The sequence below is a fragment of the Enterobacter sp. Bisph1 genome, from assembly GCF_000814905.1.
Taxonomy (GTDB): Bacteria; Pseudomonadota; Gammaproteobacteria; order Enterobacterales; family Enterobacteriaceae; genus Kosakonia.
Genome location: NZ_JXAG01000033.1, coordinates 75,208 through 94,549, shown reverse-complemented (window position 1 = coordinate 94,549; position 19,342 = coordinate 75,208). Strand labels below are relative to the sequence as shown.

Below are 19,342 nucleotides of genomic sequence, written 5' to 3'. Positions count from 1 at the left end.
TCTGAATAAGATTTCATGGTGCCATGGCGAAAAATTACAAATAGTATCCTGCATTGCCCACCGTCGACGAAATAGCAATCAAACCGCAGAAGGTTGAAAGTGGCCTGTACGGGCCTTGCGGCTTACGCATCCTTAAAATTCATTAAGTTAGCGATAGTGAGATTATTCATCTAACGGGAATAAATTTTCCCAGGATTTTTCTTACTTAAACAGATTGTACCAGTAAATTAAGAATAATTCCTGCGAAGGAAGGAGTATTCCTAATACACAGTTATTATATGCCTTATATTGGCGATGTTTAATAAACAAAAGACAATAAATGCTTTTAATGATCCGCTGAGCCGGAATCAGAAAGAGGGAGTATGAAAAAGGCCGCTGTGCGCGGCCTTTGCAATTAGAGAGAGGAAGATCAGTGCTGCTCGACCTTATGGCTGTGCTCAACATCCTCGTTACGGCGGCTAAAGCGGCGGCGGACCACCACAAAGAACACCGGAACGAAGAAAATAGCCAGCACGGTTGCGGTGATCATCCCGCCCATTACCCCGGTACCAACGGCGTTCTGCGCCCCGGAGCCTGCACCGGTACTGATAACCAGCGGCAACACGCCCAGGATAAACGCCAGCGAGGTCATCAGAATCGGACGCAGACGCATACGCACCGCTTCCAGCGTCGCCTCTATCAGCCCTTTGCCCTCTTTATCCATCAGATCTTTGGCGAATTCGACGATCAGTATCGCGTTCTTCGCCGACAAGCCAATGGTTGTCAGCAGGCCCACCTGGAAATAGACGTCGTTAGAGAGACCGCGCAGGCTTGCCGCCACCAACGCGCCCACAACGCCGAGCGGTACGACCAGCATGACCGAGAACGGAATCGACCAGCTCTCATACAGGGCTGCCAGACAGAGGAATACCACAATCAGCGAAATGGCGTACAGCGCCGGTGCCTGGTTGCCTGAGAGACGTTCCTGATAGGACATACCCGTCCAGTCATAACCGATCCCTGTAGGCAGTTTGCTGGCCAGCTGTTCCATCATCTCCATGGCTTCACCGGTACTTTTACCCGGTGCAGCCTGACCGAGGATCTCCATCGACGGCAGGCCGTTGTAACGTTCCAGACGCGGCGAACCGTAAACCCAGTGCGTGGTGGTAAATGCGGAGAAGGGCACCATTTTGCCGTCCGCCGCGCGAACAAACCAGTTACCGAGATCCGAAGGCAGCATACGGTATTGCGCGGTAGACATAACGAACACTTTCTTCACGCGACCGCGGTCGATAAAGTCGTTAACGTAGCTTCCGCCCCATGCTGAGCCCAGCGTGGTATTGATATCGCTAATCGAGACGCCAAGCGCCTGCGCTTTTTCCTGATCGATATCGATTTTGAACTGCGGTGTATCTTCAAGCCCGTTAGGACGTACGCCCACCAGCAGATCCGGATGCTGCGCGATTTCACCAAACAGCTGGTTACGCGCCTGGGTTAACTTCTCATGGCCCAGGTTGGCCTGGTCTACGAGCTGGAAGTCAAAGCCGGTCGCCGTACCCAGTTCAACAATCGCCGGCAGGTTAAAGGCGAACACCATCGCATCTTTAATCGATGCAAAGTGCGCGCTGGCACGGCCCGCAATGGCCGTTACCTTATTCTTATCGCCTGGGCGTTCATCCCAGTTTTTCAGAGAAATAAACGCCAGACCGGTGTTCTGACCGCGCCCGGAGAAGCCGAAACCGTTAACCGTAAAGACGGACTTCACGTTCTCTTTTTCGTTCTCCAGATAATATTTCGTCACTTCATCCAGTACTTTTTGCGTGCGCTCTTGCGTCGCGCCTGCAGGCAACTGGGCCATGGTCAGAAATACGCCCTGGTCTTCATCGGGCAGGAACGAACTCGGCAGACGTACAAACAAGAACGCCATACCCGCAACGATAATGATATAGAGCAGCAGATAACGACCGGTGCTGCGCAGGATATTGCCTACGCTGTCGGTGTAATGGTGCGTGCTCTTCTCAAACATGCGGTTGAACCAGCCGAAGAAGCCTTTCTTGCCTTCGCCGTGGTCGCCTTTTGCTATTGGTTTTAGCATCGTGGCGCACAGCGCTGGCGTCAGGATCAACGCAACGATGACCGACAGCACCATCGCCGAAACGATAGTAATTGAGAATTGACGATAGATAGCGCCCGTAGAACCGCCGAAGAAGGCCATCGGGATAAATACCGCTGACAGCACCAGGGCGATACCGACCAGCGCGCCCTGAATTTGCCCCATCGAGCGGCGTGTCGCCTCTTTTGGTGGCAAACCCTCTTCCATCATCACACGCTCGACGTTTTCCACCACCACGATGGCGTCATCCACGAGCAAACCTATCGCCAGCACCATACCAAACATGGTGAGGGTGTTTATCGAGTAGCCAAACGCCGCAAGAATAGCGAACGTCCCCAACAGCACAACCGGTACGGCAATGGTTGGGATAAGCGTGGCGCGGAAGTTCTGCAGGAACAGATACATTACCAGGAACACCAGCACGATCGCTTCGACCAGCGTTTTCACCACTTCGTTAATTGAGATCTTAACAAACGGCGTGGTGTCGTACGGGTAAACCACCTGCAGGCCGTGCGGGAAGAAAGGTTCCAGCCTTTCAATGGTGGCGCGAACGGCTTTGGCAGTGTCCAGCGCGTTAGCGCCCGTCGCCAGTTTAATCCCCAGACCGGCTGCCGGTTGACCGTTAAAGCGGGCGATAACGTCGTAGCTTTCGCCGCCCAGCTCAACTTTCGCTACGTCGCGCAGGCGCACCTGCGAACCGTCGGCGTTCACTTTCAACAGGATCTTACTAAACTCTTCTGCCGAGGTCAGACGGGTTTGCGCGACGATAGAGGCGTTCAACTGCTGGCCTTTCACCGGCGGTGTACCGCCCAACTGACCGGCTGCCACCTGGGCATTCTGCGCTTTAATCGCCGCGATCACTTCAACCGGCGTCAGCTGGAAGTTGTTCAGTTTGTTCGGATCCATCCAGATACGCATCGCGTACTGCGCACCAAACAGCTGCACGTCACCGACGCCAGTGGTACGGCTGATCGGATCTTTAATGGTTGCACCCACATAGTCGGCGATATCATCCTGATTCATTGAGCCATCGGTACTGATCATACCGAGAACCATCAGGAAGCTGCTGGAGGATTTCTCAACGCTCACGCCTTGCTGCTGCACTTCCTGCGGTAATAACGGCATCGCCAGCTGCAGTTTGTTCTGCACCTGAACCTGCGCGATATCCGCATCGGCACCCGAATCAAAGGTGATAGTTATCTGCACGGTACCCGCAGAATCACTGGTGGAGGACATATAGAGCAGGTTATCGATACCGTTCATGTTCTGTTCGATAACCTGCGTCACGGTATCCTGCACCGTTTTCGCATCAGCACCCGGGTAGGAAGCGGTGATCTGAACTGCTGGCGGCGCGATCGTTGGATACTGCGCCACCGGCAGTTTGAGGATCGAAAGCGCCCCTGCCAGCATGATGATAATCGCGATGACCCATGCAAAAATGGGGCGATCGATAAAAAACTTAGCCATGTCTTAACGGCTCCTGTTTAAGTTAAGACTTCGGTTTTTCTGACTGGCCGCCGGCCTGGGCTTGCTCTTTATTGTCAGAAGTCACTTCCTGCGCTTTCACCTGCGCGCCCGGTTTGACTTTTTGTAAACCGGTAATAATGACCCGGTCGCCATTTTTCAGGCCATCCGTAACCAGCCATTTGTCGCCAATCGCCTGGGTTGCGGTGATATTGCGAATTTCAACTTTGTCACCTGCACCCACCACCATGGTGGTGGCATCGCCACGCGGCGTACGGGTTACGCCCTGTTGCGGAACCAGCATCGCGTTCGGGTTGATACCTTCTTGCAGCTTAGCGCGAACGAACATGCCCGGCAGCAGGGTGTGATCCGGGTTAGGGAATACCGCGCGCAGGGTGATAGAACCGGTGGTCTGATCGACCGTCACGCCGGAGAATTCCAGCGTACCGCTCTGGGAATATTTCATACCGTCGTTGGTGACCAGTTCCACTTTCGCTTTGCCGTTTTCCTGTTTCAGCGAACCGTTAGCCATTTCCTGCTTCAGGCGCAGGAAATCATTGCTCGACTGGGTCACATCAACGTAAATCGGGTCAAGCTGCTGCACGGTGGTCAGCGCGGTAGTCTGCCCGCTTTGCACCAGCGCGCCTTCCGTCACGGTTGAAGTCCCGGTACGGCCGCTGATTGGCGAAGTCACTTTGGTATAGGCCAGATTAATACGCGCGTTTTCAACCGCTGCTTTGGCGGCAATCACTGCGGCATCGGCCTGCTGTGCATCTGCCCGTGCGGTATCGAAATCCTGCTGGCTGATGTACTTGGTGCCAATCAGTTTCTGGTAACGGCTGAGGGTCATCTTCGCGATATTAGCGGCGGCCTGCGCCTTCGCCAGATCGCCTTTCGCGCTGTCATAAGCGGCTTGATATGTGGCCGGATCAATCTGATACAGCGAAACACCTGCGTCAACGTCACTGCCTTCAGTGAAGTTACGTTTTAAAATGATGCCGCTGACCTGCGGGCGGACTTCCGCAATGCGGTATGCGCTGGTTCGACCCGGCAGTTCGGTGGTGATGGCCAGAGGTGCTGTTTTGACCGTAACCACGCCAACTTCCGGCATCTGGCCCGCGCCCTGCTGCTGGGCGGGTTTATCGTCACATCCTGTAAGCGCTAAGCTGCCCGAAAGCATCAGAACGACCGCCAGAGGCGTTAACCCTCTGTTTTTGTTCATAAGTAAACCTCGAGTGTCCGATTTCAAATTGATCAATGGATCAAAGGCCCAAAAAACCCATTGCTGCGTATCTGTTATGGTCGTGCTATAGTACAAACATTCACAAATGTATGTAAATCTGACTCCTGTAAATTCACCAACATATGGCACGAAAAACCAAACAACAAGCGCTGGAGACTCGCCAGCATATTCTTGATGTCGCCATGCGTCTATTTTCCCGGCAGGGCGTTTCTGCAACTTCTCTGGCTGAAATTGCGCAGGCGGCAGGCGTGACTCGCGGCGCGATTTACTGGCACTTCAAAAACAAGTCGGATGTGTTTAGTGAAATTTGGGAGCTGTCGGAGTCCAGTATTGACGATCTTGAGAGTGAGTATCGGGCAAAATTCCCCGGCGATCCACTCTCCGTGCTCCGAGAAATATTGGTTTATATCCTTGAAGCAACGGTCGTTGAAGAGCGGCGTCGCTTAATGATGGAAATCATTTTTCACAAATGTGAGTTTGTCGGCGAAATGGCCGGCGTGCAAGAAGCACAGCGCAATTTATGCCTCAAAAGTTATGACCGAATCGAATATACGCTTAATGAGTGTATACAGGCAAAATTACTGCCAGCTAATTTATTAACCCGCCGTGTCGCGGTGCTGATGCGTGCATATATTTCAGGGATCATGGAAAACTGGCTTTTTTCCCCGCAATCTTTCGATTTGAAAAAAGAGGCCCGCGATTATGTCGCTATTCTGCTTGAGATGTGCCAGTTCTGCCCTACGCTTCGTGACGAACCGCCTGCTGTGAGCGCTTAACGCAAACGGTCCCAGGATTTTTCCTGGAGGCTTCGCACTTCACTAGGTTGTTGCATAACAGCGTGATATTCTTGCGCCCGTGGCTATTCCGGCCGCCTTCCCGTACAGAAAACGATCGCTCACATTATGTTGCACAACTACCGCATGCGAAATAGATTCGCCGCTTTTGCCGCCGCATTATTTTTTGTCTTTATTAGCCTGGCGAGTCACGTCGCCCGGGCGCAGACAAGTAATGATTTGCCTTCCCGCACCGATGTGCAAAGCCAGCTCGACGCGCTGAATAAGCAAAAAGATCACTCCGCGCAGGACAAACTGATTATCCAGGACTTAACGGAGACTCTTGACGCCCTCGATAAAATGGAGCGGGTGAAGCAGGAAACTGCGCTGCTCAAGCAGCGGGTTACCCAGGCGCCGGACAAGCTGCGCCAGGCGACGGATGCGCTGAATGCCCTCAATGATAAAGATAACGATGACGAGACGCGTAAGACGCTGGCCTCGCTCTCCCTGCGCCAGCTGGAATCCCGCGTTTCGCAACTGCTGGAAGATCTGCAAACCGCGCAGAACGATTTATCCAACTACAACAGCCAACTGGTCTCCTTACAGACGCAGCCTGAGCGGGTGCAAAACTCTATGTACTCCGCCTCGCAGCAGCTACAGCAAATTCGCAACCGCCTGAACGGCACCGCGGCGGGCGAGGGCGCGCTGCGTCCTTCCCAGCAAAATTTGTTGCTGGTCCAGCAGGCGCTGCTTAATGCGCAGATTGAACAGCTGCGTAAAAGCCTTGAAGGCAATACCGTCTTGCAAGATACGCTGCAAAAGCAGCGCGATTACGTTACTGCCAACAGCAACCGGCTGGAACATCAGCTCCAGCTGTTGCAGGAAGCGGTCAACAGCAAACGCCTGACGCTGACGGAAAAAACCGCGCAGGAGGCAATTACGCCTGATGAAACGGCGCGCATCCAGGCCAATCCGCTGGTGAAACAGGAACTGGAAATAAACCACCAGCTGAGTCAGAAACTCATTGCCGCCACCGAAAGCGGTAATGCGCTGGTGCAGCAGAACATCAGGGTGAAAAACTGGCTCGATCGCGCACTGCAGTCAGAACGTAATATAAAAGAACAGATTTCGGTCTTAAAAGGCAGCCTGCTGCTGTCGCGTATTCTTTACCAGCAACAGCAGACGTTGCCGTCGGCCGATGAACTGGAAGATATGACTAACCGCATTGCGGATCTGCGTCTTGAACAGTTTGATATTAACCAGCAGCGCGATGCGCTATTCCAGAGCGATAATTTTGTCGCCAAACTGGAAGAGGGGCACCAGTCCGAGGTGAATGACGAAGTGCACGACGCGCTGCTGCAGGTTGTCGATATGCGCCGCGAACTGCTCGATCAATTGAACAAGCAGCTCGGCAACCAGCTGATGATGGCCATCAACTTGCAGGTCAACCAGCAGCAGTTGATGAGCGTATCGAAAAGCTTGCAGGAGATCCTGACCCAGCAAATCTTCTGGGTGAACAGCAATAAACCGATGGACTGGGAGTGGTTTAAATCTTTCCCGCAGGCGCTGCGCGATCAGATCAAAAACACCAAAATCACCGTTAACTGGGAAAAAGCCTGGCCGGCTGTCACCATCGCCTTCCTCGCCGGTTTACCGTTACTACTGATTGCGGGCCTGATTCGCTGGCGTTTGCGCTGGCTGAAAGGCTACCAGGCGAAGCTCGCCGCCCAGGTCGGGCAACTGCGTAGCGATAGCCAGTTGCACACGCCAAAAGCCATTCTTATCGATCTGATCCGTGCTTTACCGGTCTGTTTGCTGATCCTTGCCGTCGGCCTGATCCTGCTGACCATGCAGCTCAATATTAGCGAGCTGCTGTGGGCATTCAGTAAAAAACTGGCGCTGTTCTGGCTGGTGTTTGGTCTGTGCTGGAAAGTGCTGGAAAAAGATGGCGTCGCCGTTAACCACTTTAATATGCCCGCGCAGCTCACCAGCCACTGGCGTCGGCAGATTGTCCGCGTCAGCCTGGCGCTGCTGCCGCTGCACTTCTGGTCGGTCGTCTCGGAGCTTTCGCCGCTGCATCTGATGGATGACGTGATTGGGCAATTTGTCATTATGCTCAACCTGCTGGTGATAACCGCGCTGGTGTGGCCGATTTTCCGCGAAAGCTGGCGGGATAAAGAGTCTCACAGCATGCGGCTGGTAACGGTTACGGTGCTGGCGATTGTACCGATGGCGCTGATGGGATTAACCGCGACGGGCTACTTCTATACCACCCTGCGCCTCTCCGGGCGCTGGATTGAGACGGTTTATCTGGTCATTGTATGGAATCTGCTGTTCCAGACGGTGCTGCGCGGTTTGAGCGTGGCCGCGCGGCGTATCGCTTATCGCCGTGCGCTGGCGCGTCGGCAGAATATGGTTAAAGAGGGTGCGGAAGGGGCCGAGCCGCAGGAAGAGCCGACCATTGCGCTCGAGCAGGTCAACCAGCAAACCTTACGCATTACGATGCTGGTAATGTTCGCGCTGTTTGGCGTGATGTTCTGGGCAATTTGGTCCGATCTGATCACGGTTTTCGCCTATCTCGATAGCATCACCCTGTGGCATTACAACGGCACTGAAGCCGGCGCGGCAGTGGTGAAAAGCGTGACCCTGGGCAGCCTGCTGTTTGCGGTAATTGTCTTTGTGGTGGCATGGGCGCTGATCCGCAACCTGCCGGGGCTGCTGGAAGTGCTGATCCTCTCGCGGCTCAATATGCGCCAGGGTTCATCCTATGCGGTCACCACCATCCTTAACTACATTATTATTGCCGTCGGTGCCGTGACGGTGTTTGGTTCGCTGGGCGTGTCGTGGGATAAGCTGCAGTGGCTGGCCGCCGCGCTGTCGGTCGGTTTAGGCTTCGGCTTACAGGAAATTTTCGGTAACTTCGTTTCCGGCCTGATTATTCTCTTTGAGCGCCCGGTGCGCATTGGCGATACGGTGACGATTGGTACTTTCTCCGGTACCGTCAGCAAAATCCGTATCCGTGCGACCACCATTACCGACTTCGATCGTAAAGAGGTGATCATCCCGAACAAGGCGTTTGTTACCGAGCGTCTGATTAACTGGTCGCTCTCCGATACCATTACCCGCGTGGTGGTGCGTATTGGCGTCGCCTACGGGTCCGATCTCGATAAGGTGAAAAAAGTGCTGCTGCAGGCGGCGATGGAGCATCCAAAAGTGATGCACGATCCGGAACCGTCGGTGTTCTTCACCACCTTTGGCGCCAGCACGCTGGATCACGAGCTGCGTCTGTACGTGCGTGAACTGCGCGATCGCAGCTATACGGTGGATGAACTCAACCGCACCATCGATAAACTGTGCCGCGAGAACAATATTGATATCGCCTTCAACCAACTGGAAGTGCACCTGCGCAATGCCAAAGGGGATGAAGTGACGGAAGTGAAACGTGAGCTAAAAGGCGACGATCCGACGCCTTCCACTGCGCAATAACCCCGTGCCCCTCTCTTACGGGAGAGGGGACGCTTGCAGCTTGTACTCAAAATCCTTTTTCACAATCTCCAGCGCCTTAAGCACCACTTCGGGCGCTAATTCGTGCTGCTCCAGCAGCATAATCAAATCCACCGCCAGCTTGATCTCATCCGGGGCATTTTCGAGCGACATGTTCTCTCCTTGTTTAACGGGTTAAGCGCGCCAGCACGCTTTCGATCTTCGCCAGCGCATGGCGGCAGCGTTCAAGCCTGCCGGCAAAGGCTTCAACTTCTTTATGCAGCTTTTGCTGCTCGTCGAGCGTACTGACGCTCTGCAAACGCAGCTCACGTTCCTGCTTCATTGCCAGCAGGCGGCGCTCGTACTCCTGATGCTGTAAGCGCCTGCGTTGCCAGCGGGCGATACCCGGCGAGGCGTGATCCCACTGACGCAGGGACCAGACGGCGCTTTCACGGGTTAATGCGGCGATTTGCGCCGTCAGACGTTCCGCCAGCCACCGCACTTGTTCCAGCCGGTCATACTCCACCGCGTGGCGCAGCGCCGCCAGATTCGCCGCGCTTTCATTCAGATAAGCGAACATTTGTGTGCTGCGTGTCTGAAAAAGATGCCTGTCAAAGCGGGCGCTGACGGTGGCATGTTGTGCCATCGGGGCGATCTGCTGGCGAAGTATGGCAAGCTGCTGTTCCAGCTTCTGTAAAAGCGCGTCGCGTTTCACTACTCTTCTCCCTGTTGGACCGCCTGACTGTGCTACATTAGCCGCTCATTCTGAAAACGATTCTCATTATGCAGCGCACTATTTTAATCCTCATCGGCTGGTTGGCGATAGCCCTCGGCACGCTTGGCGTGGTATTGCCGCTGCTGCCTACCACCCCGTTTATCCTGCTGGCAGCCTGGTGTTTCGCCCGTTCTTCGCCGCGCTTTCACCACTGGCTACTCTACCGCTCCTGGTTTGGCGGGTATCTGCGCCACTGGCAGGAGTACCGTGCAATGCCGCCGGGCGCGAAGCCGCGGGCAATCGCCATTATCCTGCTGACCTTCGCCATTTCATTGTATTTTGTGAAGATACTTTGGCTGCGGATTCTGTTGTTGCTTATTCTGGCCTGTCTGCTGTTCTTTATGGCGCGCATTCCGGTGATTGATGCAAAGCAACAAAAACCCTAAAGCTCAGCGAAGGCGGTTGCAATTATCGCTGACTGCCAGTAAATTCGAGCGTTTTCGAGCGCGGGTGCGGCTGATTAAATGTCAATCAGGGGTTACACCAAACCTTTAATGTGCGTACCGCGAGTAATACCGTTTCTATCAGGCAAAAATCCATGACAGCCACTGCGCAGCAGCTTGAATTTCTTAAAAACAGCATCAAAAGCATTCAGGATTACCCGAAGCCGGGCATCCTGTTCCGTGATGTCACCAGTTTGCTGGAAGACCCGAAGGCGTATGCTCTCAGCATTGAACTGCTGGTTGAGCGTTATAAAAACGCCGGGATCACTAAAGTTGTCGGTACTGAAGCGCGCGGCTTCCTGTTTGGCGCGCCCGTTGCGCTCGGGCTGGGCGTGGGCTTTGTACCGGTGCGTAAACCGCGTAAACTGCCGCGCGAAACCATCGCCGAGAGCTATGAGCTGGAGTACGGCACCGACCAGTTAGAGATCCATGTCGATGCTATCCAGGCGGGCGATAAAGTGCTGGTGGTCGACGATCTGCTGGCAACCGGCGGCACCATCGAAGCGACGGTAAAACTGATTCGCCGTCTGGGCGGTGAAGTGACTGATGCCGCATTTATCATCAACCTGTTCGATCTCGGTGGCGAACAGCGCCTGCAAAAACAGGGCATTACCAGCTACAGCCTGGTGCCGTTCCCGGGGCATTAATCGCCTTTTTGCGCCAATGACCTCCATTCCTCGGCCATGAGGGATGGAGTGTATTCACAGCCTGGCTGTGTTAGCATTATCTCTTCGTGAATCCACCTTCCAGCGTTTCAGAGCCTGCCAATGAGTTATCAGGTCTTAGCCCGAAAATGGCGACCACAAACCTTTGCTGACGTCGTCGGCCAGGAGCATGTGCTGACCGCACTGGCGAACGGCTTATCATCAGGACGCATCCATCACGCGTACCTGTTTTCCGGCACCCGCGGCGTCGGGAAAACCTCGATTGCGCGCTTGCTGGCGAAGGGACTGAACTGTGAAACGGGCATTACCGCGACGCCCTGCGGCGTCTGTGATAACTGCCGTGAAATCGAGCAGGGTCGCTTTGTTGATTTAATTGAGATTGACGCCGCCTCGCGTACCAAAGTCGAAGACACGCGCGATCTGCTGGACAACGTGCAGTACGCACCGGCGCGCGGGCGTTTCAAAGTCTACCTGATCGATGAAGTGCATATGCTCTCGCGTCACAGCTTTAACGCGCTGTTAAAGACCCTTGAAGAGCCGCCAGAGCACGTTAAATTCCTGCTGGCGACCACCGATCCGCAAAAACTGCCGGTGACTATTCTCTCCCGCTGCCTGCAGTTTCATCTCAAGGCGCTGGATGTCGATCAGATTCGCGACCAGCTTGAACATATTCTCGATGACGAGAAGGTCGGGCATGACACTCGCGCGCTGCAACTGCTGGCGCGCGCCGCCGACGGCAGCCTGCGCGATGCGCTGAGCCTGACAGATCAGGCCATCGCCAGCGGTAACGGCCAGCTTTCTGCCGATATCGTTAGCAGCATGCTCGGCACCCTCAATGATGATCAGGCGCTGTCGCTGGTTGAAGCGGTGGTTGCCGCCAATGGTGAACGCGCGATGACGCTGGTGAACGACGCGGCATCCCGCGGCGTTGAGTGGGATGCGCTGCTGCTGGAGATGCAAACGCTGCTGCACCGTATCGCCATGGTCCAACTGACGCCCGCCGCTCTTGGCAGCGATATGGCCGCCGTTGAACACCGGCTGCGTGAGCTGGCGCGTACGGTTCCCCCCACCGATGTGCAGCTCTATTACCAGACGCTGCTGATTGGTCGTAAAGAGCTGCCGTTTGCCCCGGACAGGCGCATGGGCGTTGAAATGACGCTGCTGCGCGCGCTGGCTTTCCACCCGCGCATGCCGCTGCCCGCGCCGGAAGTGTCACAACAATCTTTTGCCCCCGTCGCGCCAACGGCGGTAGTTTCGCCGCAGCAGGTCGCTATGGCACCGCAGCAGGCCGTCGACACGGCGCAGCAAGCTGTGCCCCAGCAGGACGCACCGATGCCCGACGCCACCAGCCAACTGCTGGCGGCGCGACGACAGCTGCAGCGTGCGCAGGGAGCAGACAAAGCAAAAAAGAGTGAACCGGCAGCCGCAACCCGCGCGCGGCCGGTGAGTAACACCGCGCTGGAACGCCTTGCGTCGGTTACCGAGCGGGCGCAGGGGCGCCCGGCAACGTCGACCCTTGAAAAGGCACCGGCGAAAAAAGAAGCCTACCGCTGGAAAGCGACCACCGTCGTCGAGACGGTAAAAGAAGTGGTCGCCACGCCGAAAGCGCTGAAAAAAGCGCTGGAGCATGAGAAAACGCCTGAACTGGCGAAAAAGCTGGCGGAAGAAGCGATTGAGCGCGATGCCTGGGCGAAAGAAGTGAGCCTGCTTACGGTGCCGAAACTGGTCGAACAGGTGGCGTTAAACGCCTGGAAAGAGCAGGACGGCGAGCGCTACTGCCTCCATTTGCGCAGCTCGCAGCGCCACCTTAACTCGCAGGGCGCAGTTAAGGCGCTGAGCGAGGCATTAAGCGAATTACACGGTACGGCGGTTGAACTGACTATCATTGAAGATGATAATCCGGCGGTGCGTACGCCGCTGGAGTGGCGTCAGGCAATCTATGAGGAGAAACTCGCGCAGGCGCGTGAGTCGATAATCGCGGATAACAATATCCAGACCCTGCAGCGTTTCTTCGATGCGGATCTGGACGAAGAGAGTATTCGCCCCCTTTGACGGGTGGCTGCGGCTACCTGTTTTCACCCCTGAGTGTGACTTATTATCTGATGAGTCACCAAAGACTAAAGAGAGAAGCCTATGTTTGGAAAAGCCGGTCTGGGTAACCTGATGAAACAGGCCCAGCAGATGCAAGAAAAAATGCAGAAGATGCAGGAAGAGATCGCGCAGCTGGAAGTGACCGGCGAATCGGGCGCGGGTCTGGTAAAAGTGACCATCAACGGCGCCCATAACTGCCGTCGCGTGGAGATCGATCCGAGCCTGCTGGAAGACGATAAAGAGATGCTGGAAGATCTGGTTGCCGCTGCTTTTAACGATGCCGCTCGCCGCATTGATGAGACGCAGAAAGAGAAAATGGCCTCCGTCTCTTCCGGTATGTCCCTGCCGCCAGGCTTTAAGATGCCGTTCTGATGCAGACCAGCCCGCTGTTAACGCAGCTTATGGAAGCATTGCGCTGTCTGCCGGGCGTGGGCCCGAAGTCAGCGCAGCGCATGGCGTTTACGCTGTTGCAGCGCGATCGCAGCGGCGGTATGCGGCTGGCGCAGGCGCTCACCCGGGCGATGTCGGAAATCGGCCACTGTGCCGATTGCCGCACCTTTACCGAGCAGGAAGTGTGCAATATTTGCAGCAACCCGCGACGTCAGGAGAACGGGCAGATCTGCGTGGTCGAAAGTCCGGCGGATATCTACGCCATTGAGCAGACCGGGCAGTTTTCCGGCCGCTACTTTGTGCTGATGGGCCATCTGTCCCCTCTCGACGGGATTGGACCGGACGATATCGGTCTGGATCGGCTGGAGCATCGTCTCGCGTCGGAAAAAATCCACGAAGTGATCCTCGCCACCAACCCGACGGTGGAAGGGGAGGCGACCGCCAACTATATTGCCGAAATCTGCGCGCAGTATGAGGTGGAAGCCAGCCGTATCGCCCACGGCGTGCCCGTTGGCGGCGAGCTGGAAATGGTTGACGGGACGACGCTGTCGCACTCGCTGGCCGGACGCCATAAGATTCGTTTTTAACCAAACGGAGGCAGAAATTTTTGCCTCCGCTTGAAAATTCCCCCCGTTATCCCCACTTCTCCCTCAACGCATTTTTACCTTGTAAATGGCATTGTTGAGGTTTTCCCGATGAAAGGACAAGAAACTCGCGGTTTTCAGTCTGAAGTGAAACAGCTTCTGCACCTGATGATTCACTCTCTCTATTCAAACAAAGAAATCTTCCTGCGTGAGCTTATCTCCAACGCCTCGGATGCGGCGGATAAACTGCGTTTCCGCGCGCTGTCCAAACCGGATCTGTATGAAGGCGACGGCGATCTGCGCGTACGCGTCTCCTTTGATAAAGAGCAGCGTACGCTGACCATTGCCGATAACGGTATTGGGATGACCCGCGATGAGGTTATCGATCATCTCGGCACGATTGCGAAGTCAGGCACCAAAGCGTTTCTGGAATCGATGGGCTCCGACCAGGCGAAAGACAGCCAGCTGATTGGTCAGTTCGGCGTCGGTTTCTATTCCGCCTTTATCGTGGCGGACAAAGTGACCGTGCGTACCCGTGCGGCGGGCGAAAGCGCTGACAATGGCGTGTTCTGGGAATCCGAAGGGGCGGGCGAATATACCGTTGCCGATATCACCAAAGCGGATCGCGGAACGGAAATCACCCTGCACCTGCGCGAAGGGGAAGATGATTTCCTCAACGACTGGCGCGTACGCTCGATCATCAGTAAATACTCCGACCATATTGCTCTGCCGGTAGAGATCGAAAAACAGGAAGAGAACGAAGGCGAAACTACCGTTTCCTGGGAAAAGATCAACAAAGCGCAGGCGCTGTGGACGCGTAATAAAGCCGAGATCAAAGACGACGAATATAACGAGTTCTACAAACATATCTCCCACGACTTTACCGATCCGCTGATCTGGAGCCACAACCGCGTTGAAGGTAAGCAGGAGTACACCAGCCTGCTCTATATCCCATCGCAGGCGCCGTGGGATATGTGGAACCGCGATCATAAACATGGTCTGAAACTCTACGTTCAGCGCGTGTTTATCATGGATGAAGCCGAACAGTTTATGCCGAACTACCTGCGCTTTGTGCGCGGCCTGGTCGACTCCAACGATCTGCCCCTCAACGTCTCGCGCGAAATTCTGCAGGACAGCAGCGTCACCCGTAGCCTGCGTACCGCGCTGACCAAACGCGTGCTGCAAATGCTGGAAAAACTGGCGAAAGACGACGCGGAAAAATATCAAACCTTCTGGCAACAGTTTGGTCTGGTGCTGAAAGAGGGGGCGGGAGAAGATCACGCCAACCTGGAAACCATCGCTAAACTGCTGCGCTTTGCTTCTACGCACAACGACTCTTCGGCACAAACCGTGTCGCTGGAAGAGTATGTCTCGCGCATGAAAGAGGGCCAGGAGAAGATCTACTTCATCACCGCCGACAGCTATGCTGCAGCGAAGAGCAGCCCGCATCTGGAGCTGCTGCGTAAGAAAGGCATCGAAGTGCTGCTGCTCTCCGATCGCATCGATGAGTGGATGATGAGCTACCTGACGGAGTTCGACGGCAAGCCGTTCCAGTCGGTTGCTAAAGCTGACGCCTCGCTGGATAAACTGGCGGACGAAGTGGATGAAAACGCCAAAGAGGCTGAAAAAGCCCTTGAGCCGTTTGTTGAGCGCGTGAAAGGCCTGCTCGGTGAGCGTGTTAAAGAGGTGCGTTTAACCCATCGTCTGACGGATACCCCGGCGGTGGTGGTGACCGATGCCGATGAGATGAGCACGCAGATGGCGAAACTGTTCGCTGCCGCTGGCCAGAGTGCGCCGGAAGTGAAATACATCTTCGAACTTAACCCGGATCATGCGCTGGTGAAACGTGCAGCGGATACGCAGGACGAAACCCAGTTTAACCAATGGGTTGAGCTGCTGCTGGATCAGGCGCTGTTCGCTGAACGCGGCACGCTGGAAGATCCCAACCAGTTTATCCGCCGTATGAACCAGCTGCTGGTTTCCTAAGCGATAACCACAAGGGGAGGCAAATGCCTCCCTTTTTTTATTCCCTTCTCACAGAATTCCGCCGCTGGCAATGTTACCGGGCACTTTCCTGCTTGTTCATGAAACCGGATAAGAAAACGTATCCTTAACCGTTTCAGCGAGCCCGGCTTCCTTGAGCGCGGCTCGTTCTGGTGTTATCTTTTAGCGCTTTTTGAAAAATTGAACCAACTTTTGAGGGGATTTTCGCAATGCGTATTATTCTGCTTGGCGCTCCGGGCGCGGGTAAAGGAACTCAGGCTCAGTTCATCATGGAGAAATACGGTATTCCGCAAATCTCTACCGGTGACATGCTGCGCGCTGCTGTTAAATCGGGCAGCGAACTGGGCAAACAGGCAAAAGACATCATGGACGCCGGTAAACTGGTCACTGATGAACTGGTTATCGCGCTGGTGAAAGAGCGCATTGCCCAGCCAGATTGCCGTAACGGTTTCCTGCTGGACGGCTTCCCGCGTACCATTCCGCAAGCGGATGCGATGAAAGAAGCGGGCATTAACGTCGATTACGTACTGGAATTCGACGTGCCGGACGAGCTGATTGTCGATCGCATCGTGGGTCGCCGCGTACACGCCGCTTCCGGCCGCGTTTACCACATCCGCTTCAACCCGCCGCAGGTAGAAGGCAAAGACGACGTGACCGGTGAAGAGCTGACCACGCGTAAAGACGATCAGGAAGAGACCGTGCGTAAACGTCTGGTGGAATACCATCAGCTGACCGCACCGCTGATCGGCTACTACCAGCAAGAAGCGCAGGCGGGTAATACCAAGTACGTTAAAGTCGACGGCACCCAAGCCGTGGCTGATGTCCGCGCAGAGCTGGCAAACATCCTCGGCTAATCGCGCGCCTCACCCGGAGCCTTCCGGGTGAGAATTCTTCTCATTACACCTTTCACTGCAATTGGTTCCGTTTAAGCGCTTTTACGTTACAATTACCAACCATTCAAAAGGTTAAGAGGCGTGAATGAGTCAGGTGAAAACCGGCATCCTGCTTGCCAATCTCGGCACCCCCGATGCACCCACTCCGGCTGCGGTTAAGCGCTATTTGCGGCAATTTCTCAGTGACAGACGCGTTGTTGATACGCCGCGCCTGCTGTGGTGGCCGCTGCTGCGCGGCGTGATCCTGCCGATTCGTTCTCCCCGCGTCGCCAAACTCTATCAATCCGTGTGGATGGAAGAGGGCTCGCCATTAATGGTCTACAGCCGCAGGCAGTGCAAGGCGCTGGCGGCGCGCTTGCCGGATGTACCGGTGGCTCTCGGCATGAGCTACGGCTCACCGTCGCTGGAGAGCGCGGTGGATGCCCTGCTGGCGCAGGAGGTTGAACATATTGTGGTGCTGGCGCTCTACCCGCAATACTCCTGTTCCACCGTTGCCGCCGTGTGGGATGAGCTGGCGCGGATTCTGGCGAAGAAGCGCCATATTCCAGGCGTCTCGTTTATTCGTGATTACGCCGAAGATGAAAGCTATATCATGGCGCTGGCCAACAGTGTTCGTGCCTCGTTTGCACAGCATGGCGAACCGGATTTACTGCTGCTCTCTTATCACGGTATTCCTCAGCGTTATGCCGCAGAAGGGGACGATTACCCGCAACGCTGCCGCGATACCACCCGCGCGCTGGTTTCTGCCCTCGATCTGCCGCCGGAAAAGGTAATGATGACCTTCCAGTCGCGCTTTGGTCGCGAACCCTGGTTAACGCCTTATACCGATGAAACTTTGAAGATGCTCGGTGAGAAAGGGGTAAAGCATATTCAGGTGATGTCGCCTGGCTTTGCTGCCGACTGTCTGGAGACGCTGGAAGAGATCGCCGTGCAAAATCGCGAGTTTTTCCTCGAGGCGGGCGGTGAAAAATATGAATATATTCCGGCGCTTAACGACTCTTCTGACCATATTGAAATGATGGTCAACCTGACGGCGAAATATCGTTGATCGCGGGGTGGGCTATGAGTATGTTAACATTCATAGCCTAAATGTTTAGCGCTGATATCAATCATGAAATTTCCCGGTCAACGTAAATCGAAACACTATTTCCCCGTTAACGCCCGCGATCCGCTGCTGCAACAAATCCAGCCTGAGAGCGAAACCGGCACCTGTTGGGTGGTCGGCATCGATCAGACGCTGGTGGATATTGAGGCGAAAGTGGACGATGCGTTTGTCACCCGTTACGGGCTGAGCGCCGGGCATTCGCTGGTTATCAGCGACGAGATTGCGGAAGCGCTTTATCAGGAACTGGTGAGTAACGAACTCATTACCCACCAGTTTGCCGGTGGCACCATTGGCAATACGATGCACAACTACTCGGTGCTGGCGGACGATCGCTCGGTGCTGCTTGGCGTCATGTGCGATAACGTGCAAATCGGCGGCTATGCTTACCGCTATCTATGTAACACCTCCAGCCGGACCGATCTCAACTATTTACAAGGCGTCGATGGCGCGATTGGTCGCTGCTTCACGCTGATTAGCGACAGCGGCGAGCGTACTTTTGCCATCAGCCCTGGCCAGATGAACCAGCTGCGTCCGGAAAGCATTCCGGAAGCGGTAATTGCCGGTGCGTCCGCGCTGGTGTTGTCCTCTTACCTGGTGCGCTGTAATCCCGGCGAGCCGATGCCAGCGGCGACCCTGCAGGCGGTAGCCTATGCCAAAAAGCATGATGTGCCGGTGGTACTCACCTTAGGTACTAAATATGTGATTGCCGATAACCCGCAGTGGTGGCGCGATTTCCTTAAAGAGAATGTCTCGATTCTGGCAATGAACGAAGAGGAAGGCCACGCGCTGACCGGCGAGAGCGATCCGCTGCTGGCGGCCGATAAGGCGCTGGACTGGGTCGATCTGGTGCTGTGTACTGCCGGTCCTGTCGGGCTGTATATGGCCGGTTTCACTGAAGATGACGCGAAACGTAAAACGCAGCATCCTCTGCTGCCCGGTGCGATAGCCGAATTTAACCAGTATGAGTTCAGCCGTGCGCTGCGCCATAAAGATTGTGAACATCCGCTGCGCATCTACTCGCACATTGCCCCCTTTATGGGCGGACCGGAAAAAATCATGAATACCAACGGCGCGGGTGATGGTGCGCTGGCGGCTTTGCTCCATGATATCACGGCCAATAACTACCATCGCAGCAACGTACCCAACTCCAGCAAGCACCAGTACAACTGGCTGACCTATTCCTCCCTTGCACAGGTGTGCAAATACGCCAACCGCGTCAGTTACCAGGTTCTTAACCAGCACTCCCCACGTTTAACCCGCGGCTTACCTGAGCGTGAAGACAGTCTCGAAGAAGCTTACTGGGAACGTTAATACATCCTCTTATTTATGCGCGAGTG

Annotated in this window: 15 protein-coding genes and 1 other annotated feature; of the genes, 11 read left to right on the top strand and 4 right to left on the bottom strand. The window is 55.2% G+C overall.

Going from position 1 to position 19,342, the window contains the following annotated elements; translation table 11 throughout:
* Positions 1-409 precede the first annotated feature (409 nt).
* Positions 410-3,559 carry a multidrug efflux RND transporter permease subunit AcrB gene (acrB, locus tag RW65_RS07970; RefSeq protein WP_039056182.1) on the bottom strand — a complete coding sequence of 1,050 codons (3,150 nt, stop codon included), beginning with the start codon at positions 3,557-3,559 and terminating at the stop codon, positions 410-412.
* 22 nt (positions 3,560-3,581) lie between these two features.
* Positions 3,582-4,778, bottom strand: a complete 1,197-nt coding sequence (gene acrA, locus RW65_RS07965) for a multidrug efflux RND transporter periplasmic adaptor subunit AcrA (RefSeq protein WP_039056181.1) — start codon at positions 4,776-4,778, stop codon at positions 3,582-3,584.
* A gap of 143 nt (positions 4,779-4,921) precedes the next feature.
* Here acrA and acrR point away from each other — a divergent pair, with 143 nt between their 5' ends.
* Both acrR and mscK read left to right on the top strand, forming a co-directional pair.
* Positions 4,922-5,575, top strand: coding sequence for a multidrug efflux transporter transcriptional repressor AcrR (gene acrR / locus RW65_RS07960; RefSeq protein WP_039056179.1), 654 nt, complete (start codon positions 4,922-4,924; stop codon positions 5,573-5,575).
* 144 nt (positions 5,576-5,719) lie between these two features.
* Positions 5,720-9,058, top strand: coding sequence for a mechanosensitive channel MscK (gene mscK / locus RW65_RS07955; RefSeq protein WP_502685547.1), 3,339 nt, complete (start codon positions 5,720-5,722; stop codon positions 9,056-9,058).
* Positions 9,059-9,073: 15 nt separating this feature from the next.
* Here mscK and rsmS read toward each other — a convergent pair whose 3' ends face one another.
* Both rsmS and priC read right to left on the bottom strand, forming a co-directional pair.
* Positions 9,074-9,229: a pleiotropic regulatory protein RsmS gene (rsmS, locus tag RW65_RS21735; protein WP_072037725.1), complete on the bottom strand. Its 156-nt coding sequence runs from the start codon at positions 9,227-9,229 to the stop codon at positions 9,074-9,076.
* 13 nt (positions 9,230-9,242) lie between these two features.
* Positions 9,243-9,770, bottom strand: coding sequence for a primosomal replication protein N'' (gene priC / locus RW65_RS07950; protein WP_039056177.1), 528 nt, complete (start codon positions 9,768-9,770; stop codon positions 9,243-9,245).
* A gap of 68 nt (positions 9,771-9,838) precedes the next feature.
* Here priC and RW65_RS07945 point away from each other — a divergent pair, with 68 nt between their 5' ends.
* From RW65_RS07945 to RW65_RS07905, 9 genes are all read left to right on the top strand, one after another.
* A complete protein-coding gene (locus RW65_RS07945; RefSeq protein WP_039056176.1) occupies positions 9,839-10,216 on the top strand; it encodes a DUF454 family protein in 378 nt (125 codons plus the stop codon).
* A gap of 152 nt (positions 10,217-10,368) precedes the next feature.
* On the top strand, positions 10,369-10,920 hold the full coding sequence (apt, locus tag RW65_RS07940) for an adenine phosphoribosyltransferase (protein WP_039056175.1): 552 nt from the start codon (positions 10,369-10,371) through the stop codon (positions 10,918-10,920).
* Between the two features lie 120 nt (positions 10,921-11,040).
* The gene (gene dnaX, locus RW65_RS07935) at positions 11,041-12,990 is read left to right on the top strand and encodes a DNA polymerase III subunit gamma/tau (RefSeq protein WP_039056174.1); all 1,950 of its coding nucleotides are present in this window, start codon (positions 11,041-11,043) and stop codon (positions 12,988-12,990) included.
* Positions 12,323-12,387 (top strand) — a sequence feature (DnaX frameshifting element). (Overlaps the previous gene by 65 nt.)
* A gap of 81 nt (positions 12,991-13,071) precedes the next feature.
* Positions 13,072-13,401 carry a YbaB/EbfC family nucleoid-associated protein gene (locus RW65_RS07930; RefSeq protein ID WP_039056173.1) on the top strand — a complete coding sequence of 110 codons (330 nt, stop codon included), beginning with the start codon at positions 13,072-13,074 and terminating at the stop codon, positions 13,399-13,401.
* On the top strand, positions 13,401-14,006 hold the full coding sequence (recR, locus tag RW65_RS07925) for a recombination mediator RecR (protein ID WP_039056172.1): 606 nt from the start codon (positions 13,401-13,403) through the stop codon (positions 14,004-14,006). The genes RW65_RS07930 and recR overlap by 1 nt, the downstream gene beginning before the upstream one ends.
* A gap of 108 nt (positions 14,007-14,114) precedes the next feature.
* The gene (gene htpG, locus RW65_RS07920) at positions 14,115-15,989 is read left to right on the top strand and encodes a molecular chaperone HtpG (protein WP_039056171.1); all 1,875 of its coding nucleotides are present in this window, start codon (positions 14,115-14,117) and stop codon (positions 15,987-15,989) included.
* Positions 15,990-16,216: 227 nt separating this feature from the next.
* The gene (gene adk, locus RW65_RS07915) at positions 16,217-16,861 is read left to right on the top strand and encodes an adenylate kinase (RefSeq protein ID WP_039056170.1); all 645 of its coding nucleotides are present in this window, start codon (positions 16,217-16,219) and stop codon (positions 16,859-16,861) included.
* Between the two features lie 124 nt (positions 16,862-16,985).
* A complete protein-coding gene (gene hemH / locus RW65_RS07910) occupies positions 16,986-17,948 on the top strand; it encodes a ferrochelatase (protein WP_039056169.1) in 963 nt (320 codons plus the stop codon).
* A gap of 63 nt (positions 17,949-18,011) precedes the next feature.
* Complete coding sequence (locus RW65_RS07905) at positions 18,012-19,316, top strand: inosine/guanosine kinase (RefSeq protein ID WP_039056168.1); 1,305 nt, start codon at positions 18,012-18,014, stop codon at positions 19,314-19,316.
* Positions 19,317-19,342: the final 26 nt, after the last annotated feature.